Annotated in this window: 25 protein-coding genes; 6 read left to right on the top strand and 19 right to left on the bottom strand. The window is 39.7% G+C overall.

Going from position 1 to position 25119, the window contains the following annotated elements:
- Positions 1–13 precede the first annotated feature (13 nt).
- The 3 genes from mprF to pnuC all read right to left on the bottom strand — a co-directional run bounded on the left by mprF (position 14) and on the right by pnuC (position 4236).
- Positions 14–2497, bottom strand: a complete 2484-nt coding sequence (gene mprF, locus AWM73_RS04540; RefSeq protein ID WP_060778273.1) for a bifunctional lysylphosphatidylglycerol flippase/synthetase MprF — start codon at positions 2495–2497, stop codon at positions 14–16.
- Between the two features lie 121 nt (positions 2498–2618).
- Positions 2619–3512, bottom strand: a complete 894-nt coding sequence (locus AWM73_RS04545; protein WP_230080671.1) for a diacylglycerol/lipid kinase family protein — start codon at positions 3510–3512, stop codon at positions 2619–2621.
- A 97-nt stretch (positions 3513–3609) separates the two neighbouring features.
- On the bottom strand, positions 3610–4236 hold the full coding sequence (pnuC, locus tag AWM73_RS04550) for a nicotinamide riboside transporter PnuC (protein WP_013669740.1): 627 nt from the start codon (positions 4234–4236) through the stop codon (positions 3610–3612).
- Between the two features lie 178 nt (positions 4237–4414).
- Between pnuC and AWM73_RS04555 the strand changes: the two genes are divergently transcribed.
- The 4 genes from AWM73_RS04555 to AWM73_RS04570 all read left to right on the top strand — a co-directional run bounded on the left by AWM73_RS04555 (position 4415) and on the right by AWM73_RS04570 (position 6622).
- A complete protein-coding gene (locus AWM73_RS04555) occupies positions 4415–4843 on the top strand; it encodes a universal stress protein (RefSeq protein ID WP_060778275.1) in 429 nt (142 codons plus the stop codon).
- A gap of 15 nt (positions 4844–4858) precedes the next feature.
- Positions 4859–5293 carry a universal stress protein gene (locus AWM73_RS04560; RefSeq protein ID WP_060778276.1) on the top strand — a complete coding sequence of 145 codons (435 nt, stop codon included), beginning with the start codon at positions 4859–4861 and terminating at the stop codon, positions 5291–5293.
- Positions 5294–5382: 89 nt separating this feature from the next.
- A complete protein-coding gene (nth, locus tag AWM73_RS04565; RefSeq protein WP_060778277.1) occupies positions 5383–6030 on the top strand; it encodes an endonuclease III in 648 nt (215 codons plus the stop codon).
- Positions 6023–6622 carry a 5-formyltetrahydrofolate cyclo-ligase gene (locus AWM73_RS04570; protein WP_060778278.1) on the top strand — a complete coding sequence of 200 codons (600 nt, stop codon included), beginning with the start codon at positions 6023–6025 and terminating at the stop codon, positions 6620–6622. The genes nth and AWM73_RS04570 overlap by 8 nt, the downstream gene beginning before the upstream one ends.
- Here AWM73_RS04570 and AWM73_RS04575 read toward each other — a convergent pair.
- The 5 genes from AWM73_RS04575 to AWM73_RS04595 all read right to left on the bottom strand — a co-directional run bounded on the left by AWM73_RS04575 (position 6588) and on the right by AWM73_RS04595 (position 10578).
- Entirely contained in the window at positions 6588–7046 is a 459-nt protein-coding gene (locus AWM73_RS04575) for an aminoacyl-tRNA deacylase (RefSeq protein WP_060778279.1), read from the bottom strand. The genes AWM73_RS04570 and AWM73_RS04575 overlap by 35 nt on opposite strands.
- Positions 7039–7896, bottom strand: a complete 858-nt coding sequence (locus AWM73_RS04580) for an NAD(P)H-hydrate dehydratase (RefSeq protein WP_060778280.1) — start codon at positions 7894–7896, stop codon at positions 7039–7041. The genes AWM73_RS04575 and AWM73_RS04580 overlap by 8 nt, the downstream gene beginning before the upstream one ends.
- A gap of 97 nt (positions 7897–7993) precedes the next feature.
- Positions 7994–9340: an NADP-specific glutamate dehydrogenase gene (gdhA, locus tag AWM73_RS04585; RefSeq protein WP_060778281.1), complete on the bottom strand. Its 1347-nt coding sequence runs from the start codon at positions 9338–9340 to the stop codon at positions 7994–7996.
- A 119-nt stretch (positions 9341–9459) separates the two neighbouring features.
- Positions 9460–9972, bottom strand: a complete 513-nt coding sequence (locus AWM73_RS04590) for a ComE operon protein 2 (protein WP_013668568.1) — start codon at positions 9970–9972, stop codon at positions 9460–9462.
- 201 nt (positions 9973–10173) lie between these two features.
- A complete protein-coding gene (locus AWM73_RS04595) occupies positions 10174–10578 on the bottom strand; it encodes a pyridoxamine 5'-phosphate oxidase family protein (RefSeq protein ID WP_370664338.1) in 405 nt (134 codons plus the stop codon).
- Positions 10579–10736: 158 nt separating this feature from the next.
- On the opposite strand from AWM73_RS04595, the gene AWM73_RS04600 reads away from it, so the two are divergent.
- Together AWM73_RS04600 and lexA are read left to right on the top strand one after the other, a co-directional pair.
- Positions 10737–12392: an Rqc2 family fibronectin-binding protein gene (locus AWM73_RS04600; protein WP_060778283.1), complete on the top strand. Its 1656-nt coding sequence runs from the start codon at positions 10737–10739 to the stop codon at positions 12390–12392.
- Positions 12393–12537: 145 nt separating this feature from the next.
- Positions 12538–13149, top strand: coding sequence for a transcriptional repressor LexA (gene lexA, locus AWM73_RS04605; protein WP_060778284.1), 612 nt, complete (start codon positions 12538–12540; stop codon positions 13147–13149).
- 74 nt (positions 13150–13223) lie between these two features.
- On the opposite strand, the gene AWM73_RS04610 is transcribed toward lexA, so the two are convergent.
- From AWM73_RS04610 to ybeY, 11 genes are all read right to left on the bottom strand, one after another.
- Positions 13224–13739: an adenine phosphoribosyltransferase gene (locus AWM73_RS04610; RefSeq protein WP_060778285.1), complete on the bottom strand. Its 516-nt coding sequence runs from the start codon at positions 13737–13739 to the stop codon at positions 13224–13226.
- A complete protein-coding gene (recJ, locus tag AWM73_RS04615) occupies positions 13736–16054 on the bottom strand; it encodes a single-stranded-DNA-specific exonuclease RecJ (RefSeq protein ID WP_060778286.1) in 2319 nt (772 codons plus the stop codon). Before recJ ends, AWM73_RS04610 begins: the two co-directional genes overlap by 4 nt.
- Positions 16055–16093: 39 nt before the next feature.
- On the bottom strand, positions 16094–16909 hold the full coding sequence (locus AWM73_RS04620) for an SDR family NAD(P)-dependent oxidoreductase (protein ID WP_060778287.1): 816 nt from the start codon (positions 16907–16909) through the stop codon (positions 16094–16096).
- Positions 16896–17819, bottom strand: a complete 924-nt coding sequence (gene rnz, locus AWM73_RS04625; RefSeq protein ID WP_060778288.1) for a ribonuclease Z — start codon at positions 17817–17819, stop codon at positions 16896–16898. The genes AWM73_RS04620 and rnz overlap by 14 nt, the downstream gene beginning before the upstream one ends.
- A gap of 10 nt (positions 17820–17829) precedes the next feature.
- Positions 17830–19164: a GTPase ObgE gene (gene obgE / locus AWM73_RS04630; protein ID WP_060778289.1), complete on the bottom strand. Its 1335-nt coding sequence runs from the start codon at positions 19162–19164 to the stop codon at positions 17830–17832.
- Between the two features lie 30 nt (positions 19165–19194).
- Complete coding sequence (glyS, locus tag AWM73_RS04635) at positions 19195–21288, bottom strand: glycine--tRNA ligase subunit beta (protein ID WP_060778290.1); 2094 nt, start codon at positions 21286–21288, stop codon at positions 19195–19197.
- A complete protein-coding gene (gene glyQ, locus AWM73_RS04640; protein WP_060778291.1) occupies positions 21281–22207 on the bottom strand; it encodes a glycine--tRNA ligase subunit alpha in 927 nt (308 codons plus the stop codon). The genes glyS and glyQ overlap by 8 nt, the downstream gene beginning before the upstream one ends.
- 304 nt (positions 22208–22511) lie before the next feature.
- On the bottom strand, positions 22512–23279 hold the full coding sequence (gene recO / locus AWM73_RS04645; RefSeq protein ID WP_060778292.1) for a DNA repair protein RecO: 768 nt from the start codon (positions 23277–23279) through the stop codon (positions 22512–22514).
- A 33-nt stretch (positions 23280–23312) separates the two neighbouring features.
- Positions 23313–24224, bottom strand: coding sequence for a GTPase Era (era, locus tag AWM73_RS04650; protein WP_060778293.1), 912 nt, complete (start codon positions 24222–24224; stop codon positions 23313–23315).
- A gap of 18 nt (positions 24225–24242) precedes the next feature.
- A complete protein-coding gene (locus AWM73_RS04655) occupies positions 24243–24668 on the bottom strand; it encodes a diacylglycerol kinase family protein (protein WP_060778294.1) in 426 nt (141 codons plus the stop codon).
- Positions 24643–25119, bottom strand: a complete 477-nt coding sequence (gene ybeY / locus AWM73_RS04660) for an rRNA maturation RNase YbeY (RefSeq protein WP_060778295.1) — start codon at positions 25117–25119, stop codon at positions 24643–24645. The genes AWM73_RS04655 and ybeY overlap by 26 nt, the downstream gene beginning before the upstream one ends.

Here is a 25119-nt window from a genome sequence, read left to right on the forward strand (position 1 = left end):
TAAAAAATAAACATTAATCCCTTGTCTTGTGAGTAATGTCTAATAAACTAATTAAAACCTTAATTAAAGTGGTTTGATTAGGATAAATAATGTAGCGGTTCTCCCACTCAGGACGGAATTTAGATTTGTAGGCACGTAATCCTTTAAAGCCATAAAAACGATTACCAAAATCATATACCAGATGTAGTGTCTTATCCCGAGGGCTGGCATACGATTTTGTCCCGACATTAGCCAAAGGGGCCATTCCCAAAACAAAGCGGTGGTAACCAAGGTCCTTGGCCCATTGCAATAACTGCAAAATTAGCATCTGCATAACATCACCGGCATCATGACTGATATAACGCATTAAATCAATTGAAATCATATCTTCCGATATCGGCATAATACTTGCAAAAGCATAGATCGCCTCCTCATCTCTTAAGACGGCAATCCGCTCTCTGGCTAGATAGTCCTCATAGAAAGCCCCCATGGAAAAGCTCATTTCTTCTCGCTTATTAAGCCACTGATCAGAAATTTGTCGCAAGTCATGGATAAATTCGTCATTATAAGGAGGTTGATAAATTTCAAAATAGAGTCCGGCTCGAGTCATGTCATTGCGAACGGAACGGCGATTTTTATTTTTTTTGCCTTCAAAAGTAAATTCGTCCAAATCAATAATCGCTGACTCCCCTATTTTCAAGGTTGCGTAGCCTAAACTACAAAAGGCATCAAGGTAATGAGGGGTAACCTCATAAAAGCCCACAGCCATATCCATGTGTTCGGCATATTCCAAAAATTCTTCTAAGGCGCTAGGAAAATCCTGACTGTTACCAATAGGGTCTCCTAAGGCAATTAAATTATCGGATGAGGGGCGGTATAAAATAGCCACAGTTTGTTCAGCGTTAAAAAAGATCATCTTATCTTTCAAATAAACTAAGTGGCTATATTCGCTTCCCCCATATTCAGCGATAAGCTGTTCATAAAGATTAATTTCATCTAGGGAAGGTGGTAGAAAGTCCAACCGTTCACTGCGACTAAATAGCACTAAAATCGTCAACAAACTGGCAATCACCAGATAGAAAAAAATGTGTAAAGGATTTAATAAATAGACATGGCGAGTGAAAGGCATATGTCTAAAGTGCCCAGTGATTAAAAAGATGATTAACAAAAGGCCTGCACAGGCGAAAAAGCTGAGTAAAATATTCCTACGATTCAGTGCCAAATGATTGCGAGTAAAGAGAAAACGGGACTGATATAGTAAATAAGTCGACAGGAGTAAGAAAATGGCTTCTTCATAGTCTAAGCCCTTGATCATACAAGCAATGGCTCCTAGGGGTAAGAGAATAAGTGTCAGCCATAAGGCCCTTCTAATCCGCTTGAATAAGCCAAAAGATAAAATAAAGGCAGTACAGCCAATTAAAAGCACCAAAAGAATGGAGACACTCTGTAAAGATCTAGGAATCAGGTATTTAAGCAAATGAATCCGCTCAGGAACAGCTGGTGAAATCACTGAAGAAATTAAAACCAAGCCGTTAACTAAGAGTAAAAAGGAAACAAAGCGAACAATCCACTTTCCCCAAGCCTTTATCTTCATATCTTCTTCGAATAGTTTACTGGTAAACCAGTTATGGAAAACATAGAAACAAGCTAATAACCAGGGAATGACATAGTAACATACCCGGAGGATAACAATGGCTGCTAAAACTTGATCGGGATTATAACCGGCATTTTGCATCATTAATAATACTGTCAGGTCAAAGGTCCCCAAACCTCCAGGAATAAAACTTAAAATCCCTACGACGTTAGCGAAGCTATAAACCATCATGGCGAATATCGGCGATAAGTGCGGCATAAAAATTAACATCACAATATAAAAATAGGTGAAAGAAGCTACCCAGTCACACAGCGAAGCAGATAGGTAAGCAAATTTCTTCTTCCAAGTGATAGCTTCTAGGCCAAATTTTTCCCCCAATTTTCTGGCTAAGGGCAACTTATCATAGAAAAAATACAAAGGCAGGTAGAGTAAATAAATTACTGGAAGTAATAGTGAATAACCATCAATTTTCCCTGATAATAAAACAATTAATAATAAGACGCCTAAACCTAAGAAACTGGCAAACCAGGTTTCTAAGGAAATTTGTAAGGCTTGCTTAGGCTTCAGACCATGTTTTTGATAAAAATTATTTCTGAGAGCAGCCCCTGTAAAGCCACTTAAGCCGATAAATTCATTAAATGCTTGGCTTATCCAGCCCATTTGTAAAATTTTATAGCTATGGGCAGTCACCGTGTAGTTACGGGTAGCGACATAGTCATACCACCCGTTAAAGCTAAAGCCTAATAATCCAAAAATGACTAAGGCCAGGCGTGTAAAGGCAGGTAGATCAGCTAAAGAATCAAAAAACAAGGACCAATTAATTGACCGTAACTCATTCTGAATGAGATAACCGAAAAATAAGATCAGTAAAATATAAAATACTATCTTAATAATTTTATGATAGCGATTATAAATATCTTTCATAATATAGAATGTTCCTTTATTTTTTTATAATTAAAATAGGAGTCATACTAGACTCCTATTACTTTTCCTTAGTATACACTAAAGCCTTATTAAATTGTCTTAAATTTATTTAAATTAGCCTTTATTGAACTGCCTGGGTCTTAGGGACATAGAAATTAATGTGCTTAGGCAATAATTCAATTTCGCATGGCAGATAAGGACCATCATTTCCATCAATATCGACCTGGGTTTCATTATCATCAGAATTCGTGATGGTTAACTTGGAACAGGCAAAGCTTTTGATCGAGTCATTATCTTCTAATTGACCAAAAAGAATATCCTTAAGGGCAGATAATTTTGCCCCGGTTGACTCATCAGTTAAGATGTACACTTGAAATTGACCGTCTTGTAAATTGCTTTGTTCATTAGAGAAGACCAAGTTTCCCACTTGGTTAGTTAATAGCACAAATACATGACTGGCTTGCCCTTCAAAACTTTCGCTATCAGATACTATTTTGATAGGATGGGTATCATCCTTAGGAAGGGCCGATAAAATATTTTTGAGGTAAGCAAAGGAGCCAAATTGTGATTTCTCTTCGGAACTGGTTCCCGTGGTGGCTTCAATTAACTTGCCAAAGCAAACATAGTAATTGAAATATTGATCATTACAGCGACCAATATCTAAGCTATGGCTTTCTTCTAAATCTAAGTCCTCGATATACTGATCAATATCTTCAGAAATATTAAATAATTGGGCAAAAGTATTGTTGGTTCCTGCTGGGAAGAAACCTAAAGTGGGTCGGTAGTCCTGGCCGGCGATCCCATTAACCGCTTCATTAATGGTTCCATCGCCACCAACAGTAAATAAAGAATCATAATGGTCTTGACAGGCTTCCTGGGCAAACTTCAAGGCATCATTGTCCCCTTCAGTCTTTTTTATATCGACTTGGTCAAACTTACCGTTGAGAAAATCAGCCAGCTGTTTACCGTACTCCTCGCCTTGATTATCTCCAGATCCTGGATTGACAATTATCATAACCTTCCTCATCATTATCCCCCTCTTTTAACTATTGTAATTTAATTGTACAGATTATTTTGCCTATTTAACAGTCTAATCCCCTGTCTATGCTGGGCTAATTTTTCCAGTTAATAAAACCACGACAGGCATTGAGTGAAAAGACGAAATACATGATGGCCATTTGTGGTACCCCCTGCATGAGGAAAATGTACAGGGAGATAAGATTAGTGATTAACCACAAAATCCAGCTGGCTCGTTTTCTTTGCACCAATTGCATGTATTGAGCAATGATCGCTGTCGCATTATTAAAGGCATCCCAGAAGATAAATACGCCACCGAGAAAATAAGAAACGGTTCCCAAACCAAAGAACCCCACTAAAACAGCGAAGCCTACTAAACGCCAATTCGTCTTTTCGTCTACAATAAGCTCCCCGGATTCATCTTTATGGTGTTGCCATTGTTGAAAACCAAAAATTTGGGTAAATAAATAATAAATGCTGGTAAACATGTCACCAAAGATCCGATTACGACCAGCTACTATAGCAGCTGAGATATTTTGAATCGCGTTAAAAATAAAATTTCCTTGCCACTTCTTAGCTAAACCAATAACCCCAATCAGCCCCATCCAGGAAACTAAGTTAGGTAAATTAAACCAACCATTTTGAAAAGACCCCCAGGCTGTGATGGCAACTAATAAAATATCAGTGATTAAATTAAGACTTTGACGATATTCTTTTTTCACTCAATTGATCCTCCTATATGTATATTTTTATCGAATGAGAGATAAACCTGTTAAATATCTTACCATGGAAAATTTACTCCTACTAGTCAAAGTTAGAGCCTCAGGCTATTATTGATTATAAGTGTTTAGATTGCTAAAATAATAATAAAGAAAACGTTTATATAAGGGAGGAATATTTATGTCAATAAAAAGAAAAATTTTAGTTGCTGTCGACGACTCTGACCAAGCTCGCGATGCTTTTGTTGAAGCGGCCACTATCGCCAAAGCTAAAGAAGCCAACTTGTACCTGATATCTGTTATCGATGAAGATATCTTATCTAACCGTGAAGAAAGTGATTATTCTCACAGTCTCGTTGGGCAACGGCAAGAGTTACTCAATAATTACCGTCAACTTGCCAAGGATCAATTTGACTTTGACCAAGTCAATGCTGAGGTCTTTGTAGGCGAGCCTAAGCGACAAATCATTCACCTTTTGAAGGAAGACCCCGCCTTTGAACTGATTGTTGTTGGGGCAACTGGGAAAAACGCTAGAGAACGTCTCTTTATGGGCTCCGTTTCTCAATTCGTTGTCCGTCACTCCCCTGTTTCGGTGCTCATTGTACGCTAGTAAGGAAGGTTAATTATGCCAAAGAAAACTATCCAAAAAATAATGGTACCTATTGATGGTTCTGAGCCCGCCAAGGCTGCCTTTGAACAAGCCCTTGAATATGCTCATATTTATCAAGCGAAACTCTATATTTTTAGTGTAGCTGCTGATTTCTTACGCTATGATTTTGATGACTTTAATTTAAAAGCCCATGACCATGAATTATGCGCCTACCAAGAATTATTAAAGAATTACCAAAAACAAGCTCAAGAAGCCGGAATTAAAGATATCGCCATTGAGGCCCGCCCCGGAGATCCTAGAAAAGAAATTCTTGACTTTGCCAACCAACATGAAATTGATTTAATTATGATGGGTTCGACCGGTAAAGGTGTACTCGATCGTTTACTCATTGGCTCTGTTTCTGAATATATTATGATCCATGCAGCCTGTGATGTTTTCATTGCTAAATAATTCCTGCTTAACAAAAAAAGAAGCTGGCCACCCTGCCAACTTCTTTTTTTGTAAAAATTTACTTATATTTAATAGAAAAGGTGTTTTTATTGCTTTTAAATGATTCAGAAACTTTATCCGTTCTGAAAGAAATTATGGTCCTCTTTCCCGACGCTGGCCCTAGCTTAAACTTCAATTCTGTTTACCAATTACTCATCGCTGTGATGCTCAGTGCTCAATCCACCGATAAAAAGGTTAATGAAGTGACCCCTGATCTTTTTAAAACTTTTCCTACGCCCGAACACTTGGCCAAAGCCAGTCCTCTGGATATTGAACCCTTTATCAACCAACTAGGCCTTTATCATAGCAAGGCGCGTTATTTGCATGCAATGGGTCAACAGTTAATCGACAAGTATAGTGGACAAGTTCCCAATCAACGTAAAGATTTAGAAAGTCTAAGTGGTGTGGGGAGAAAAACAGCTAGTGTCGTCCTCAGTCTAGGCTTTGACCAGCCAGCCTTTGCTGTCGATACCCACATCAGTCGCATAGCAAAACATCATCACTTTGTCGACCCAAATGCTACGGTAAGAGAAGTGGAAAAACGAATTACTAAGGTCCTGCCTGCTAGTGAATGGAAGGATGCCCACCATGCTTTAATTGCCTTTGGCAGGAGGATTTGTACTGCCCGTAACCCTCAATGCTATCGTTACCCGCAATTATTTCCCTACCAAGAAAAGGAGACAAAGCGAAATGATTGATGAAATCGATAAAGCAAAAGCTAGTCTACGCAAAAAAATAAAAAGCAAGCGTCAAGGCCTCCCACAGTCTTATTATCAATGGGCAAATGAAATCATTAGCTATAAATTAGTCAACTTTTCGATTTTTAACCAAGCTAAGCATATATTACTCTTTGCCAGTCTGCCCTTTGAATTTAATACCCAAGAACTGATTGATTTTTGTTTTAAACAAGGAATTCAAGTTGTTCTTCCCCGAGTTCAGGGAAAGTCACTAGATTTGCACTATATTGATGAATCGACCACTTATCAAAAAAGCAAATATGGTATCTGGGAGCCTCAAGCTAATAGTCCCCAAGCTGACATTAGTAAGGTTGATCTCATCATTTTACCCTGCTTAAGTTGTAACCGCCAGGGGCAACGTTTAGGTTATGGTGGAGGCTATTATGACCGTCTCTTGGCTGATTTTAAAGGGACCACCATTATTCCTTACTTTGATAAACTAATGAGCTCAAATATTCCTTGCAATGACTACGACGTAAGAGTAGATTACATTATAAGTGAAAGTGGTTTCTTTTCGACTAGCGAATCAAATGATCAACCTTTCCCTGAGTAACTTTTATTAGAGCTCTAGGATCCAGACCAATTTGTTTGCCCCGTTCACCAGCACTGACAAATATTTTCTCTTCCTTAAGACAAGAGTCATTGTACCAAGTCCGATAATTTTTCTTCATACCTAAAGGCGAACAACCGCCCCTCATATAGCCGGTGAGGCCCAATAGCTCCTTAACATGGACTAATTCAACTCGCTTACTATTAATGATACGGGCGCATTGCTTAAGGTCAAGCTCTTGGTCAAGCGGTATCACAAATACAACGATTTCATGGTCATGGCTTCTGGCCACCAAGGTCTTGTAGGACGATTTCCCTGCTTGCAGTTGAAAACTACCATCTCTATATGGAATGGTGGCTTCTTCATAAGGGATCTTGGCCTGGTCTAAGAGGCGCATAGCATTGGTCTTTTTATGTTTTTTACTCACGTTCTGCCTCCATCTCTTTCATGACTCTGGGTAAGAGATCAGCGATTTGACTAGGACGAACAATATATTGATCTTGGTAAATACAGTCTGCAATATAACTATGGAGAAAAGTCGCTGTCTTCAAAGCGGCCTCATGATCTGTATATTGGCCCATAAAGCCACAAACCATCCCAGTCAAGGTATCCCCCATTCCACCAGTTGCCATACCAGGATTGCCGATAGCTAATTGATAAAAGTTTGAATGGTCAGCAAAATATAAACGGCTAGGTGCTCCTTTAAGGACCAAATTCAGTTGATATTGGTTAACGAATGATTGGATTCCTTCATTATCGTGATAGGAAATTTCACCATGCGATAAGCGTTCCCATTCCCCATAATGTGGAGTCAAAACGAGATATTTTGCCTGGGATAATTGGTCTAAGCCCTGGTCTTTTTGACTTAGAATAGAAATCGCATCAGCATCAATTACCAATATTTTGTCAGCAATAACTTGTTTAATGAGTAACATAATCTGGTTAAAGCGTGAATGGTCGCGACCAAAGCCTGGTCCGATGCCAATCACATCAGCCTTTTCAATGGCCTTCTTCAAGCTATCTTGTCGACGCCAATCACTAACCATCACTTCAGGTAAAACGCTATGGATGGCAGGCCGGTTTACTGGATCGGTAAAGACAGTCGTCAGTCCTGCCCCACTATTGACACAAGCCATCGCGGCCATCTGAATTGCACCACCCATGGACTGATTGCCTCCGATCAGAACAACATTGCCGTAGTCACCCTTATATGAATTGGCTTGGCGCTTGGGAAAATGTTGAATAATTTCAGATTTATTAATTTCAACTTCCTCCATTTGCTCATCCCTTTCTCTTTGCCCAGTATATTTTGATTACGAAAAAGAGCGATTTTAATCATCGCTCTTTTTCAACAATATACTCTTTTTAAAAGGATTAAACAAGTCCTTGAGATAACATCGCTTGAGCAACTTTACTAAAACCAGCAATGTTTGCCCCTGCAATTAAGTTGTATGGGTCATTGGTATATTTTTCAGCGGCTGAAGTCGCTTGTTGATAGATATTGTCCATGATGTCTTGTAATTTTTGGTCCACTTCATCAAAAGTCCAAGATAATCTTTGGCTATTTTGAGACATTTCTAGGGCTGATACGGCCACACCACCGGCATTAGCTGCTTTAGCTGGTCCCACAAATACGCCAGCTTCAAGAAGGGTATCTGTAGCAGCTTTATCTAAAGGCATATTGGCTCCTTCAGAAACATATTTAACCCCATTCTTAACAGCTTGTTCCGCGCCAGGTTTTTTCACTTCATTTTGAGTAGCACATGGCATAGCCACATCAACATCAATGGCGTGATCCCAAACTACCCCTTCGTAGTAGCTGGCACTTGGGCGTTCCTCAGCATAAACCTTGATACGTTCACGTCTGTTTTCCTTGACGTCTTTTAGTAAATCAATGTCGATGCCTTCTTCATCCACGATGTAACCATTGGAGTCAGAGACTGTAAGAACAGTAGCGCCAAGTTCTTGAGCCTTTTCAGCAGCATAAATAGCCACATTACCAGCCCCAGAGATCATAATCCGTTTGCCTTCAATAGCTTCTCCCTTGGCAGCTAACATATTATTCAAGAAGTAAACTGCCCCATAGCCAGTGGCTTGGGTACGAGCGAGTGAACCTCCATAAGTTAAAGGTTTTCCGGTAATCACACCATTTTGGAAACCATTTAGACGTTTATATTGGCCGTATAAGTAGCCAACTTCACGGGCACCCACACCAATATCCCCTGCTGGAACATCCATATCAGGACCGATATATTTTTGTAATTCGGTCATAAAGCTTTGACAAAAGCGCATAATTTCTTGGTCAGATTTCCCCTTAGGATCAAAGTCAGAACCACCCTTACCTCCGCCAATAGGTAAGCCGGTTAAGCTGTTTTTAAAGATTTGTTCAAAACCTAAGAATTTTAAAATACTCTTATTAACGGTTGGATGGAAACGTAGACCACCTTTATATGGCCCAATTGCTGAATTAAATTGAACACGAAAAGCGGTGTTAACTCGCGCCTTACCTTGATCATCCATCCAAGGCACTCTAAACTCAATGATACGTTCTGGAATAGCTAAAATTTGTAATAGGTTAGCCTCAATATATTCGGGATGTTCTTCAAAAACAGGTTCAACACTATCTACAAATTCATGAAGGACTTGTAAAAATTCTGGTTCCTGTTCATACTTCTTATCCCACAATTGACGTGTTTCTTGAAGATATTCTTTTGCGTTCATATTACATTCACACTTTCTATTGAGTATAGATATAAACTGATAAAACCTATTCCTATGGAGAACGATTAAATCATATGAAGATTATAGCAGATAATGAATTAGATGTCAGACAATTCTGATTATGAAAACGAATTCTTTTCTTTACTCTGTTTTTCCTTCTCACAATTGAGTAAATTTTGTTGGTGAAGTTGATGGAAGAAATCATCTTCTAACTGTCTCTTCCAGACCGTTACCCCGGTTTTTTGGTAGAGTTCCAGGGCGTAAGGATGATTATGGTAGTCATAGAGATAAGATACTTTTTTTATTCCAGCTTGAATAATTTGCTTGGTACAAGGCAAGCAAGGAAAGTGCGTCACATAGATTTCAGCGCCCTCAGTAGAAACGCCAAATTTAGCGCACTGAATAATTGCATTCATTTCAGCATGGATCGTGCGCACACAATGCCCATCTTCCAAATAACATCCCCCTTCACTACAATGGGTCTCTCCGCTGACAGAACCATTATAGCCTCCAGCAATAACACGATTATCTCTAACGATCACAGCGCCCACCATCAAACGGTCACAAGTGCTCCGCATCGATAAAACCAAGGCTTGTGATAAAAAATACTGATCCCAAGGTATACGCTTCATGGCTATCCCCCTATTTCTTGATACCCTCATTATACCAAAGCTTAGGGCCTTGAAAAGTAATAGAACCTTTATTGTGATTTTCTAGCAATCGCTAATCCTCCATAAGAAAAATTAAAAGAACTCAAATTTTATTTTAAAAGATGAGATAATGTCCAATAAAAAAGACTGTGACACAGTCACAGTCCTTTAGAACGTTCTTAATTATTCACCAAAAGAAAATTCTTCTTTAACGTGGTTTTGAAGGTGTTGGTATGAACCTTCTCCTTCATATAATTGGAAGGCTTGAACGGTTGCACGTTCTTCTTCATCAGGATAAACATCTTGTACAAATGGGTTGTCTTTCAAGATTGCTTCAAGATGTTCTTTTCCAATTTCACGAACAGTACCTTGTAAACGAATCACTTCAATACCATCTTCTTTTAACATACCAGTAATCGCAATCTTAGGATTATTGGTTAATTGTTTATAGAAGTTAGTGGTAGGAGCTGTCATGAAGAATACCCCATGTTCATTGGCTACACCAACATTAGCATAACGTGCATCTGCTTCTCCGTCTTCATTTACGGTTGAGAATACACAAGCCCCAATATTTTCAAGAACATTCATATAATCTTTTAATTCCATATAATCATTCCTTTCTCATTACTTTATCATCATTATAGCATAATTAAGTTATAAACGAAAAGATAAGGCTTACAATCAAGGTTTTTAGTAATTCTTGGGCTTCTTTGCTATAATAATAAGCTAGGAAAGTAGGTGATTCCATGTCTTATGATGGACTATTTATTCATGGACTTATACAAGAATTAAACGCTTGCTTGGCTGGGGGAAGAATCTCAAAGGTGCAACAACCCTACGACCAAGAAATTCTTCTTACCGTTCGGTCAAATCGCAAAAATTATAAATTACTACTCGCAGCGACGCCACAAGCCCCCCGCGTTCAGCTTACTAATCACCAATATAGTGTGCCAGATAGCCCACCCAATTTTTGTATGTTTTTACGTAAACATATTGATGGAGGAAAGATTATCGATTTCAGTCAATATGAAAACGACCGCATAATTATTATCAATATTGAAAGCAAAAATGAATTGGGAATTAGTGAACCTTATAAACTCATTATTGAAGTCATGGGTAGACGCAGTAATATCCTAGTTCTTAATCAGGATGGTAAAATTGCCGACCTCATCACAAAAATAGATATTAGCCAAAACCGATTCCGTACCCTCCTACCAGGAGCTACTTACCATCTGCCTCCTCAAGGGAATAAGGTCAATCCTTTTACTATCAACCCCAATGAGCATGACCTTAAGGCTGACGCTAAAGAAATACAGAAAACCTTTATGGGATTTGGCAAAGATAGTGCGGTAGAATTAGCCCAGAGACTGACTGAATCCCAAGATAAAAGTGCGACTTTCACTGCCTTTCTCAATGCTTTTGACCAATCCCAACCAACCCTGAGTCAAAATGATGGTCAGGTCACTGCAACAGCTTTTCCCTATCAAAGCCTAGGTGGAATGCAAACCAGTTATGAAACTTTTACCCAGCTCCTCGATGACTACTATGAAAAGAAAGCCCTCTTTTCAAGGGTCAACCAGGTAAGTGAACAAATTAGCCAGGTTGTTGCTCAACGGATTAAGCATAATCAACGAAAATTAGCTAATCTTAAGCAAGATATGGAAAAAAGTAAACAGGCTGAAGACTATCAAATAAAAGGTGAAATTTTGACCACTTACCTCTTTCAAGTGGAAAAGGGAATGACTAGTGTCCAATTACCTAACTATTACGCTAATAATAATCTCATCGATATTGCACTCGATCCTTTACTAGAACCTTCCCAAAATGCCCAAAAATATTTCCAACGTTATCGCAAACTAAATACGGCAAAACAGCATATTAAGGAACAAAGCCAAATTGCCCAAGCAGAATTAGATTATTTAGAAAGCGTTCAAGATCAAATTGAAATTGCTGAACCCAATGAGTTAGAAGATATTCGTCAAGAACTTATCCGTGAAGGCTATATTAAACAACAAAAACATAATCACCATAAACGCAAGAAACCTTTAAAACCGAGACACTATCAAAGTAGCTTAGGAAATAATATATACGTTGGTCGCAACAATACGCAAAATGATGAACTCACCACGAGACGGGCTAACAAAAACCACTACTGGTTTCACGTTAAAGATATTCCAGGCAGTCATGTGATTTTAGAAACTGACCAGCCTAGTGATGAGGAAATCATCGAAGCAGCGACCTATGCCGCTTATTTTTCTAAATACCGGCAGGCTAACAATGTCCCTGTGGACTATACTCAAGTCAAACATGTAAAGAAACCGAACGGTGCTAAACCTGGCTTTGTTAATTACTTTGAGCAAAAAACAGTCTTCGTGAGTCCCAATGCCCATTTACAGGCTTAACCAAGCAAGGAAAGCGAACGCACGTTTGCACAAAGCTTCGAGCTATGATACAATAAAACCAACAATTAGAAACGCTTGAAACATTTTTATAGTATAAGAATGAAACGACTCGGATAATATATATGGAAAGTTTCGGTGAAACAATATGAAAGAAAGACCCTTACAAGTCTTACAATGCATTTATGATAGTGTAAAAAATCAAGGCTATCCCCCCACAGTTAGAGAAATATGTGACCAGGTTGGCCTAGCTTCGACTTCTACAGTCCATGGCCACCTCAACCGGTTAGAAGCAGGTGGTTATTTATTCAAGGATTCTACTAAACCCAGAGCCTTAGAAATTACTCATAAAGGTCTAAAGATGTTAGGCGTAGACCAACCCGGTATTCCCATTATTGGGACGGTTACTGCCGGACAGCCTATCGATGCCTATGAAGATGTGGATGGCTATTTCCCCACTCCACCAAGTCTTAATAGTCAAGATGGCGAATATTTCATGTTGCAAATTCGCGGAGAAAGTATGATCGAAACCGGTATCCTTGATGGGGACTATGTCATTGTTCGCCAACAAAGTTCGGCATCTAATGGTGATATTGTCATTGCTATGACAGATGATGACGAAGCTACCTGTAAACGTTTCTTCAAAGAAAACGGTCACTTCCGCCTCCAACCTGAGAATGCTAGTTTAGAGCCAATAATTCTTGATGAGGTCACCATATTAGGTAAAGTCGTTAGCCTTTACCGCGAACATACTTTTTAAAGCAAAAACCGCTCTCTAAGTCAGTGTGAATGACTTAGAGAGCGGTTTTATTTGGATTGTAAGCTTTATTACCATTATCCATAATTAATGAGTGACAGAATATCTAAGTCACTAATTAATTGACGACCTTTAAGGCCTTCTAATTCAATAATAAAGGCAGCACCAACGACTTCACCACCGAGTTCTTCAACGAGTTTTTTAGTGCCACGAATGGTCCCACCAGTGGCCAAGAGATCATCAACAATGAGGACTTTTTGCCCAGGTTGAATAGCATCTTTATGAATTTCAATAGTATTGCTTCCATATTCTAAATCATATTCAATGCTGACTTTTTCACGAGGTAATTTATTTTTTTTGCGAGCAGGAACGAAGCCCTTATTTAAAGCATAAGCTACTGGACAGCCAACGATAAAGCCCCTAGCCTCTGGACCAATGATCACATCTACTGATTTTTCACGAGCAAAATCTGCAATTTTATTAACTGCATATTGAAAAGCCTCAGGATCCTGGAGTAAAGGCGTGATATCTCTAAAAATAATGCCTTCCTCAGGGAAATTAGGAATATCCTTAATGTAGTCTTTTAAGTTCATAAATTATCCTCCTGGAAAAAATACCGTGTTAAATTATCTATGGTTTCATTTAAAAGAAAGTTTTCTTTTTCAATTCGCTTTGCCCAATTTTTAAGAGTAGTCGATTCCTTTAAATCGATCTTATTCTGGCCTGGACGAATACGATAAATCTGGCCATCTTGTTCTAAAAGCTCTGCTTCAACTAAAACTTTTAGCAATAAGTTAAGGAGAGGGAGCGGTATCTTTAGATACTGAGCCAAATCTGCCTTTTTCCCGGTCAAATCAAGTTCTTTATAGAATATAAAATAACGATAAAGCAAAGCAAAGTGATCGCGAGTGGGCATACCGATTTTTCTTGCTGATATCGGACTATATGAAAACAGATAGATCGTTTCTATATTCTCATTATGAACGAAGTCTCTTAGCTTTTGCAAATTTTTTGGTAGTTCAAAAATAACTAACTGGCTATAATGTTCCCTGCTCTGCTTCAAGTCTTCTTCCCCTATTAAACAAGATTGACTAGGAATCTGCTCCTTATATTGAGCGATTAAGGACTTGCTTTCAAAATAATAATAACTTTGGGAAAGGGAAAAAATAAGGTCAGGATTTTTTTCTCTCCGCCAGTCAACGATTATTTTTTGATCGCTAGCCATATCGAGCAAAATGGCTTGTGGCCGACTATTTCCCTGCCAGGTATTAATGGATGCTTCGACAACCAGATCAACACTTTGGCCAGCCTGTAAATAATTAGCCAGATTTCCCTTCTGAAAACCGATAACCTCTAACTGCTGATTACCCTTAGTCAGAGAAAATTTTAAAGTGTTCTTATCTTTTCCTAATTGCTGAGGCGCAGAGATCGATTCATTTTCGATTAAAAATATAGGTTTGGGATTAGCTGTACCAAATGGCTTTAAGCGATTCAGCTCCTGAATATTTTCTAAGGTCAATTGATCAGCAGTAATCTTGGCGTCAATTGGTAAGGGGACCCTCCCTTCTAATTGTTCTTTGAAGGGCTCAATCGCCTGATAGATCGCTGCTTTCCAAGCTTCAAATTGGTCTTCAGCAATGGTCATCCCAGCCGCCATGGCATGTCCCCCACTCTTAGGCGCATATTCCTTTGCAGCTTGGAGGAGCTTGAAGAGGTTGATTCCTTCAACTGAACGACCTGATCCCTTATATTCTGCCTTCTCAGCATTATAATTTAAAATGATACTAGGCCGCTGATAGCGTTCTACCAGTCGACTTGCCACAATGCCTAGCACTCCCTCATGCCAATTGGGATGAGCTAAAATGATAATTTCTGGTAATTCTTTCCACTCTTCTACTGCCTGAATCGCTTGCTGACTAACCTGGTCTACAATTACTCGTCGTTTTTGATTGGTGGTTTCAATGGTATTAACTAATTCCTGGCAATAATCCGGGTCGAAACTCGTGAGTAGTTCAACTCCTGGTTTTGCTGAGCCTAAGCGACCTAAAGCGTTAAGTCGTGGAGCAATGTTAAAGGCAATGGTTTCTTCATCGATATGGTTTAAATCGATATTTTGACTCTTCATTAAAGTCATTAAACCGATTCTTTCACTATGTGCCATAATCTTTAAGCCTTGTTGAACAATGCTACGATTTTCATCCTCTAAGCGGACCAGATCAGCGATTGTTCCAATCGCACAGACATCCAAATATTCGACTGGTAAGCTACCGGTTATCGCTTGGGCTAACTTAAAGGCGACTCCAGCACCACATAAATCATCAAAAGGATAATTTCCCTCAGGATGTCTGGGATGAACAATGGCATAGGCATCAGGTAAAGTGTTTCCAATTTCATGGTGGTCAGTGATAATTACATTAACACCAGCCTCTTCGGCATATTTCACTGCCTCATGACCGGCGACACCGTTATCACAGGTTAGAATTAATTGAACCCCTTGCTTAATGTAGTAGGCATAAACTTCCTTATTAGGACCGTAGCCATCCACAAAGCGATCTGGTAGGTAATACGTTACGTTAGCCCCTATGGATTCTAAAAGTTCATAGAGAATCGTGGTTGCTGTAATTCCATCGGCATCATAGTCACCATAGATTAATATGAGCTCATTATTTCTAACGGCTTCTTGCAAACGATCAATGGCCTTTTGCATATCATGAAGCAGAAAAGGATCGTGAAAATGAGGCTTTTCACTCAAAAAATCATTAATTTCTTGAATGTTTTGTTTCCCCCTCTGAAAAAGTAAATCGACCAGGAGTGGCGATAACTGAGTTTCCTTAACCACTTGCTCTTTTTCTAGGTCAGATTGATCAAAACTTGGCTTTAATTGCCACTCATAATTTGCCTTTAGCATAACTAACCCCTTTCTTTAGCATCTTGATGACACTTACCCTTAACGTGATTTTATCCGAGACATGGTCCAATGAATCAAACGGTAGCCTAAGGGAACCGAAAGCGACAAGACCTTGTTTATGCAGGCATAGTAATTAGGAACAACAACTTCCATCTTGTTTCTTTTTATTCCCTGGCAAATCGCTTGGGCAACTTCTCCTGCTTCAACTGTGAATGCATCGACTGCCTGAATAAATTGTCCACTCGGATCTGCCTGGTCAAAAAAAGCGGTCTTTACTGGGCCAGGTAAAACAGTCATTACTTGAATGGGTGTTGACCATAGCTCTTGTCTTAAGCCATTAGCAAAAGCCAACAAACCAGCCTTAGATGCAGCATAGCTAGCATTGCCAGCGGTTTGAATGCGCGCGGCAATTGATGCTAAAATCACCAAATAGGTCTTACTTAAGCCTTGATCAAGCATGGCAATGGCGATGCGTTGGCAAAGATAGATGGCACTTAGCAAATTGGTATTGATCTGTTCCAAGGTATGGGCATCACTTTGCCGAATAACCCGTTCAAAATAGCCTAAGCCAGCACTATGGACGACAATCCTTATGGAATAACGCTCAAAAGCATAGTGGACTAGACGATCAATTGTCTCTAAATCATTTAAGTCAGCTGGAAAAATATCTACAGCTCTTGCGCCAGCCTCTAAGCATAGCTGCTTACTTTCTTCCAAGCGTTCCTGGTGCCTAGCGGTTAGTAAGAGTGAGTAGCCTGCCTTAGCCAAAGCAATTGCAGTAGCGCGACCAATACCACTAGAAGCTCCAGTAATCAAGGCCCACTGTCCTTGCCTGTCCTTATCATTTAATGGCATAGCTATCAAAATCCTTCACCACTTTGCTAGCAGGAAATATTTTTTCGGCACCTTTTTGCAACTCTTTAGCCATTGCCCCGACATAACGTGCCGAAATATGGGTTAGGTAGAGCTGCTTAGCTCCGGCTTTCTTAGCCACCATGGCAGCCTGACTAGCAGTCGAATGATAATAATCATGGGCCATTTTCTCTTCACCAGCCTCAAAAGTCGCTTCGTGGACCAAAACATCAGCGTTTTGAGCTAAATCAATCCCAGCCTGGCAATAGCGGGTATCCCCATAGATGCTGACAATTTTTCCGCGCTTATCTGGCCCAAGAAAGTCTTTTCCTTGAAGTTCCCTACCATCTTCCAATTGAATGGTCAAGCCTGCCTTTAATTGCCCTAAGAGCGGGCCATTTGGGACTCCTGCTTCCCGGGCCTTATCTATTAATAATTCACCAGCTGAATCGGCTTCTTCCACCCTAAAACCATAACTAGGAACAATATGGTCTAAAGTTGCATATTTAACCGTAAATTGCTGGTCTTCAAAAGCAATACCAGATTGGTCTAATTCCTGGTAATAAATTGGATAGGTTAGGCGGGTTTTGGATATTCCCAAACTCGTTTGAACATATTTTTTCACGCCTTTGGGTCCATAAATAGTTAAGGGAACATTTTCTCCACCTTGGAAGCTTCGGCTACTTAAGAAGCCGGGTAAACCATACATATGGTCACCATGAACATGGGAGATAAATATTTTAGTTACTTTTCTGGGTTTCAAAGTTGTTTTAAGAAACTGCTGTTGACTGCCTTCCCCACAATCAAACATCCACATTTCATTGCGCTCGTCTAATAATTTTAACAGGGTACAAGACACATTGCGGGCCTTGCTGGGTACTCCTGCACCAGTACCTAAAAAAGTTAACTCCATAAATATTCACCTAATCTAAAAATTCAAATTCATAGTCTAACAAGCGCACAATATCGCCTGATTTGGCTCCCTTTTCCCGCAACGCTTCGTCGACACCTTGTTTTTTCAAGCGACGAGCAAAGCGCATAGCACTTTCATCATATTCTAAGTTCGCCATCTTGAAATCTTTTTCTATGCGTCTACCGGACAGGATAAAAGTACCGTCACTATCCCGGTTAATATAGAAGTAAGGTTCCTCTTCCTCAATTTGATAATTGACGCTTTCCCTTTGATCTTCTACTGCCTTTTCTGCCTCTAGGGCTTCTCTTCGTTCGGTTTCTTCATCGATCAATACAGCGGTATGGTCCATCAAATCGTTAATCCCAGCATGGGTGAAGGCAGAAATAGGATAAATTTCAGGTACGCTTAAGTCAGGATAGTTGTCTGAAAAGTAAGTGTTTAACTTCTCTTTAAATTCTTCTAAGTATAAGACTGCTTCTGGAATGTCCATCTTATTTGCAACAATAATCGTCGGTCTAGCGATAAGCTCCTCATCGTAGTTGCTGAGTTCCTTGTTGATTTTTACATAATCCTCAAAAGGATCCCGGTTTTCATAAGCGCCCATATCAACCACATGTAAGATTACCTTTGTTCGTTCAATATGACGCAAAAATCGCATGCCAAGGCCAATTCCTTCCGAGGCGCCCTCAATTAGGCCGGGAAGGTCAGCTAAGACAAATTCCTCATGGTTTCTTGTCGTTACCACACCTAAATTAGGATTAATAGTAGTGAAATGATAGTCCCCTACCTTAGGCTTTGCTGCACTGACAACAGACAGCAAGGTCGATTTTCCGACTGATGGAAAACCGACTAAACCCGCATCCGCTAAAAGTTTTAATTCCAGCTGCAGGGTTCTCTCTTGGCCGGGCTCGCCATTTTCAGCGATTTCTGGGGCAGGATTATTATGAGTGGCAAATTTGATATTACCTCGTCCGCCACGACCTCCCTTAGCGACTATGAGCTCCTGACCGTCTTCCACTAAATCGCCAATCAAGTCACCTGTATCAAAGTCGCGAACTGTTGTTCCAGGAGGCACTGGGACGACTAAGTCATCTGCCCCACGTCCATAACGGCCCTTGGTCATTCCATTCTCTCCAGGCTTGGCCTTAAAGTGACGATTGTAGCGGAAATCAATCAGGGTTCTTAAGCCTTCATCCACCTTGAAAATCACATCACCGCCACGACCACCATCACCACCAGCGGGGCCTCCATCAGGACGGTATTTTTCACGGAGAAAGGCAACTAAACCATCGCCTCCCTTGCCGGCTTTAACCCATATTTTGGCATAATCATAAAATGTTGACATGGTCCCCCTCCTTTCAAAGTTTTTATATTATTACTTAGCTTGTAAGGCTTGGACATTATAATGCTTTGTGATCGCTTGGTCAATTAGGTTTAAGAGTGCTAAGCGGTTGTTGCGGATGTCTTGGTTATCGGTAAAGACCATGTTATCTTCAAAGAATTGAGTAATTATTGGCGTTAAAGCGGTAATTTCCTCATAAGCTTCTTCTACTCCTTCATCTAGTCTTAAATCCGACACCGCTTGGTAGAGATCACTTTCCGAATCGCTTTCAAATAAATCTTCGTTTACGAGGGGAAGTTCAACCTCTTCTTGGCTAACTTTAAGGATAATATTATTGATCCGTTGCCATGCTTCGACATTATCTTTATAGTCTTCGTCTTCTTTGTGAGCATTTAATAATTCAGCAGCCTGGATAATGGTTAATACATCGATATATTTAGCTTCCCTAGCGGCTTGAGAAATATCAAAGCGAATTTCCTTGTCAGCCAAGTTATTCTTAAGCCGGTCAGATAAGAATTGGATAATGGCCTGACTCAATTCGACTTGCTTATCTTGGTCAAAGTCATAAACCTGTTCAAAGATATCCTGCAAGGCTTGATGCCACTCTAAAGGTAAGTGTTCAGCTTCTAAGATCGCTAAAATACCAATCATTTGCCGTCTTAAGGCAAAGGGATCGTTAGAACCAGAAGGAATTTTTCCAATAGCAAAGAAAGAAATAATTGATTCTAATTTATCACTAATAGCAAATAGAAGACCTAGTGGACTTTGGGGAAGTTCGCTCGCGTTACCACTTGGTAAATAGTGTTCACGAATCGCTTTGGCAACTTGTGGGTCTTCTCCCGCTTTTTTAGCATAAATTTCCCCAATAATTCCTTGCAATTCACTAAATTCATCCACGATTTGAGTTACCAGGTCAAATTTATAGATAGAAGCGGTACGGTCGATTTCTTGGGTAAAGTCAGTGGCTAATTGCCCCGCAAAGACTTCATGCATGGCCCAGTTTTCATAGAGATAGTGAGCAATTTTTCCGGTTCTTTCCATTTTTTGTTTCATAGAACCGATCTCCGCATGGAAAGTCACATCGGTTAGCTTTTGAGCGAAATCATCAATAGCATGCTTTTGGTCTTCTTCTACAAAGAACATGGCATCTTCTAAACGAGCCACTAGCACCTTTTCGTTCCCATTTTTAACGGTTTCAATATGGTCATGGTTACCATTTCTTAAAGCTATGAAATGAGGCAATAACTTACCTTCTTGGTCTTCCACCGCAAAATAGCGTTGGTGTTCCCGCATACTTGTAATCAAGACAGGGGCTGGAAGAGATAAATATTTTTCATCAAAATCCCCTACAAAAGCTGTTGGATATTCAACAATTTGGGTCACTTCTTCGAGTAGATCTTGATCAAGTGGCACCTGATAATTATTTTCTTTGGCAAGGGCTTCAATTTGTTCCTTAATCATTTGTTTTCTCTTATCTTGATTAACAATGACAGCTGCTTTTTCCAGGCTTTCTTCATAAAGACTAGCATGACTGATTTCAACACTTTCATTATAGAGAAAACGATGACCGCGAGAAAGATTGCCAGCTTCAACCGCTAGGACATTAAAAGGAATAACCTCTTTATCTAATAGGGATACGATCCAGTGAACTGGACGGATATAGCGGAATTCGTGAGAATCCCAATGCATAGAGACAGGGAAATTCATCTCACTGACACAATTTTTAATATCTGCTAATACCTCTTCAACATTAAGGCCTTCAGAGCGCACGGTAACGTACGCATAGTCTTCGCCTTTTAATTCTTTAAAATAGATATCATCAACAGTTAGTCCCTTACCACGCGCAAACCCCATGGCCGCCTTGGTCCAATTCCCTGCGTCATCTTGGGCAATTCGTTTGGCCGGTCCTTTAGCTTCTTCTTCAAAAGTGCTTTGGCGGTCAGCCAATTCTTTTACTAAAACCGCAAAACGTCTCGGTGTAGCAAAAGTTTCAATCGAACCATAAGTTAAGCGATTTTCATCAAGAAATTTTTCGACCCGTTCTTGAAATTGCTTACTGATGCTACGAACATATTGGGCTGGCATTTCTTCTAAGCCGATTTCAATTAAATAGCTGTGATTATTCATGCTTACCGTCCTCCTTCAAATAGCTTTGGGCTTCTTCGCGTGATAATAAGGGGAAACCTAATTCTTTACGTTTTTCAACCATTAGACGTGCTACCCGTCTTGCCATGTGGCGAACCCGAGCCAAGTAAGCCGCACGGTCGGTCACTGACACAACGCCCCGGGCATCCAACAAATTAAAGGTATGTGAACATTTAAGGATATAGTCGTAGGCTGGGTGAACTAGGCCGTTATCGATCTGTTGATTGGCCTCTCTTTCATAGGCGTCAAAATTATTAAATAACATCTGTGTATCCGCCTTTTCAAAGGAATAAGTCGAATGTTCAAATTCAGGTTGTTTAAAGATTTCTCCGTATTTCACACCTCGAGACCATTCCAAATCATAGACGGAGTCTACTCCTTGAAGGTAGGAAGCAAGTCTTTCAATCCCATAAGTGAGCTCAGAAGTGGTCGGATAACAATCTAAACCACCCACTTGTTGGAAATAAGTAAATTGAGTGATTTCCATTCCATCTAACCAAACTTCCCAACCTAAACCAGCACAACCCATCGATGGGTTTTCCCAGTTATCTTCAACAAAACGAATATCATGCTTCAAAGGATCGATCCCTAAGCTCTTAAGACTTTCGATATAGAGTTCCTGAATATTATCAGGATTTGGTTTCATGACCACTTGATATTGATGGTGTTGGTAAAGACGGTTAGGGTTTTGACCGTAACGGCCATCGTCGGGACGCCGTGAAGGTTCTACATAACAGGCATTCCAAGGTTCTGGTCCAATAGCTCTTAAGAAAGTATATGGACTCATGGTCCCTGCACCTTTTTCGGTATCATAGGCATTTAACACTAAACACCCTTGATTAGACCAAAATTGATGCAAGGCAAGAATCATTTCCTGAACGGTTTTGGCAGTAGTTGTCATCTGACTTCCTCACTCTCATTTTTATTTCGAATCTGAAATTGACAATAGACTAATTTATGGGTTTTTGCTAGCAAAGAAAAACCCTATGTATACAAAAAGGTATACATAGGGACGATGGTTTCGCGGTTCCACCCTACTTCTAGCTCAGGCTAGCTCTTTTTTAATAATGCTCTAGTACGCCCTTCCAAGCTTTATCTGGCCTTTTCTCACTATCAAGGCTCACTTTGCAGATAGAAGACATGTACTCCTTACTAGTTATCACATTAGTATATTATCATACTTATAATACTTCACGACTTCTAAGCTAGTCAAGCGGATTAGAAAAATTCGCCAACTTATCGATAAAGCTTTTGCTTTTCAGGTGCAAGCCCACATATTCATCATATAAATCATCGATTGCTCGTCGAATCACGGCTTGACTTTGACTATTTAACTGAATACTTTCTAGCTTAGCAAAGTTAATTTGACTGAACAGCTTGACGAAATGTGCTGCTCGAGCTGGCCAATGGAGTCTTCTAGGATCCCTACCGAAATGCTTTTGGCACAATAGCCCATCAAAAGCAACTGAAAAATCAAAAATCCCCTGGTCCTCTTGACAGATTTGACAGGCATGCAATTGGGGCATGACCCCAAATTTAGCCAAGAGCTGAACTTCTAAAATATTAGAAATAATGGCGGGATTAAAACCTGTCTCAATCTTATCTAAAGCCTGTTCAAGTTGAGTAAAAAGTACCTGGTCGACTTCTCTATCCGGCATAGAGGCGTCCACTAAATGGCAGAGATAGCTGGCGTAAGCCATCGCTTCTAAATCACTCATGGTATGCTTGGGAAAAGTCATCGACTTGACTTCTTTAAGAAAGGAAAAGCCCCGATCATTGATCGTACCAATATATTCCGCCCTAACAAAGGCAAAGCTAGGTTGCTTCAACACATTATTAGGTTTATGAATATTACGAACAAAAAACATGCGCTTGCCATAGGGTTGAGTAAAAATCTTAACCAGCAAATCTTTTTCCTTATAGGGCCTTTGATAGAGAACAATCCCCGGAAAAGTTGCTTGATTGATGGTCATATTCTCACTCTTTCTAGCTACTCTTAAAGTTTATTAGTAATCGGTTTTTGGTCGGTAGCCAAAGTCATTGAGTAAATTACGTTTATCACGCCAATGGGGTTGGACTTTTACCCATAATTCCAGAAAGGCCTTAGAACCCAGCAAGGTCTCTATCTCACGACGGGCATTGGATCCAATTCTCTTAATCATTGAACCATTTTTCCCGATAATAATTCCCTTTTGGCTCTTACGCTCAACAATAATATTGGCATAAACATGAACCTTATCATACTCATCTTTTTGCATTTTGTCGACGGTTACCGCCACCGAATGAGGGATCTCTTCACGGGTTAATTGCAAAATTTGTTCCCGAATCATTTCACTGACAACAAAATATTCAGGGTGGTCAGTGACTTGATCTTCAGGGTAATATTGCGGACCAAGTGGCATTTCCTTAGTTAATTCCTTGAGCAATTGGTCCACATTATCCCCTGTTAAAGCAGATAAGGGAATAATTTGATCAAAGATATCCTTATTAGGAATACTTTCTAAATAAGCCGCCAAGTCTTCCTTGTCTAATTGGTCGATTTTATTCACTGCTAAGATCTTTGGCGTATCGTAAGCAGCAATTTTTTCCATAATGAAACGGTCACCTGGGCCAATTTTTTCAGTGGAATTGACGAGCATTAAAATGACTTCAACTTCATCCAATGCAGAATAGGCACTTTTAACCATGTATTCCCCTAATTCATGCTTAGGTTTGTGAATTCCTGGGGTATCGATAAAGACAATTTGAACCTCATCGGTGGTATAAATGGCATGGATTTTGTTGCGGGTAGTCTGGGCCTTGTCACTCATAATGGCTACTTTTTGGCCAATAATATGGTTAAGTAGGGTCGATTTCCCTACATTGGGACGTCCTACAATGGCTACAAAGCCTGAATGATAATTATTTTGATTGAACACAAGTAGTCCTTTCTAAATTTAAAAGAGAAGTGCTAATAAATAAGGCGTGAAAATAATTATACCAATCACTACCGAAAAAATAGATGTGAGCAAGACTAAACCAGCAGCCACATCCTTAATATGTTTTGCAATCGGATGATATTGGTAGTTTGTGGTTAAATCGACCATCCATTCAAAGCAAGTATTAATCATTTCACAAGCCATAACCATAAGACAACAAAAAAGCAAAATGATAAATTCTAAGCGTTTAATTTTGAGCAAGAGTGCTAAACAAAGTACTAAAAACAGTGAGGCAGTTTGAAATCGAAAATTACGTTCATGTTTAAAAGTGAATACGATTCCTTCACTAGCAAAGCCGAGTGACCGTATAAAAGACCGGTTTTTGAAGCGCTTATTCTTATAGTCTTCCTTGAGCTCTTTATTCTCTTTTGAGTCCATAGGCATCCAAAATCTCTCTTTGTAGGCCAAACATTACTTTTTCATCTTCTGGCTCGATATGGTCATAACCGTTCAAATGCAAAAAACCATGACAAGCTAGAAAACCTAGCTCCCGTTCTAATGAATGGTTATATTCCTCTGCCTGACGTTTAGCCGTGTCTAAAGAAATAATCAAATCTCCTAATTCATAAGGCAAATCTTCAGGCCACTCAGCAATAGGACTATCGCCTTCACTCTCATCATTGATGGCAAAACTAATCACGTCCGTTGGCCGGTCTTTACCACGGTAATCCCGGTTAATGGCGTGGATTTCGTCATCATGGACAATAGTCGCGGACATTTCCGTTTCTCGATTCAGCTCAAGTCGTTTTGCTGCAGCATCTAAGACCCCTAATATAATATCGACTTGATTTTGGCTTAGTTCTCCTGTTTTATCCTTGAATAAGATAGATAACAT

The sequence above is a fragment of the Aerococcus urinae genome, assembly GCF_001543175.1.
In the GTDB taxonomy this organism is placed as follows: domain Bacteria; phylum Bacillota; class Bacilli; order Lactobacillales; family Aerococcaceae; genus Aerococcus; species Aerococcus urinae.

What these genes read in the sequence shown, in the direction of transcription:
- mprF (WP_060778273.1), bottom strand. Translation starts at nt 2,497, where the DNA reads ATGAAAGATATTTATAATCGCTATCATAAAATTATTAAGATAGTATTT.
- AWM73_RS04545 (WP_230080671.1), bottom strand. Translation starts at nt 3,512, where the DNA reads ATGATAATTGTCAATCCAGGATCTGGAGATAATCAAGGCGAGGAGTAC.
- AWM73_RS04555 (WP_060778275.1), top strand. Translation starts at nt 4,415, where the DNA reads ATGTCAATAAAAAGAAAAATTTTAGTTGCTGTCGACGACTCTGACCAA.
- AWM73_RS04560 (WP_060778276.1), top strand. Translation starts at nt 4,859, where the DNA reads ATGCCAAAGAAAACTATCCAAAAAATAATGGTACCTATTGATGGTTCT.
- AWM73_RS04570 (WP_060778278.1), top strand. Translation starts at nt 6,023, where the DNA reads ATGATTGATGAAATCGATAAAGCAAAAGCTAGTCTACGCAAAAAAATA.
- AWM73_RS04580 (WP_060778280.1), bottom strand. Translation starts at nt 7,896, where the DNA reads ATGGAGGAAGTTGAAATTAATAAATCTGAAATTATTCAACATTTTCCC.
- gdhA (WP_060778281.1), bottom strand. Translation starts at nt 9,340, where the DNA reads ATGAACGCAAAAGAATATCTTCAAGAAACACGTCAATTGTGGGATAAG.
- AWM73_RS04590 (WP_013668568.1), bottom strand. Translation starts at nt 9,972, where the DNA reads ATGAAGCGTATACCTTGGGATCAGTATTTTTTATCACAAGCCTTGGTT.
- AWM73_RS04595 (WP_370664338.1), bottom strand. Translation starts at nt 10,578, where the DNA reads ATGAATGTTCTTGAAAATATTGGGGCTTGTGTATTCTCAACCGTAAAT.
- AWM73_RS04600 (WP_060778283.1), top strand. Translation starts at nt 10,737, where the DNA reads ATGTCTTATGATGGACTATTTATTCATGGACTTATACAAGAATTAAAC.
- lexA (WP_060778284.1), top strand. Translation starts at nt 12,538, where the DNA reads ATGAAAGAAAGACCCTTACAAGTCTTACAATGCATTTATGATAGTGTA.
- AWM73_RS04610 (WP_060778285.1), bottom strand. Translation starts at nt 13,739, where the DNA reads ATGAACTTAAAAGACTACATTAAGGATATTCCTAATTTCCCTGAGGAA.
- recJ (WP_060778286.1), bottom strand. Translation starts at nt 16,054, where the DNA reads ATGCTAAAGGCAAATTATGAGTGGCAATTAAAGCCAAGTTTTGATCAA.
- AWM73_RS04620 (WP_060778287.1), bottom strand. Translation starts at nt 16,909, where the DNA reads ATGCCATTAAATGATAAGGACAGGCAAGGACAGTGGGCCTTGATTACT.
- rnz (WP_060778288.1), bottom strand. Translation starts at nt 17,819, where the DNA reads ATGGAGTTAACTTTTTTAGGTACTGGTGCAGGAGTACCCAGCAAGGCC.
- obgE (WP_060778289.1), bottom strand. Translation starts at nt 19,164, where the DNA reads ATGTCAACATTTTATGATTATGCCAAAATATGGGTTAAAGCCGGCAAG.
- glyS (WP_060778290.1), bottom strand. Translation starts at nt 21,288, where the DNA reads ATGAATAATCACAGCTATTTAATTGAAATCGGCTTAGAAGAAATGCCA.
- glyQ (WP_060778291.1), bottom strand. Translation starts at nt 22,207, where the DNA reads ATGACAACTACTGCCAAAACCGTTCAGGAAATGATTCTTGCCTTGCAT.
- recO (WP_060778292.1), bottom strand. Translation starts at nt 23,279, where the DNA reads ATGACCATCAATCAAGCAACTTTTCCGGGGATTGTTCTCTATCAAAGG.
- AWM73_RS04655 (WP_060778294.1), bottom strand. Translation starts at nt 24,668, where the DNA reads ATGCCTATGGACTCAAAAGAGAATAAAGAGCTCAAGGAAGACTATAAG.
- ybeY (WP_060778295.1), bottom strand. Translation starts at nt 25,119, where the DNA reads ATGTTATCTATCTTATTCAAGGATAAAACAGGAGAACTAAGCCAAAAT.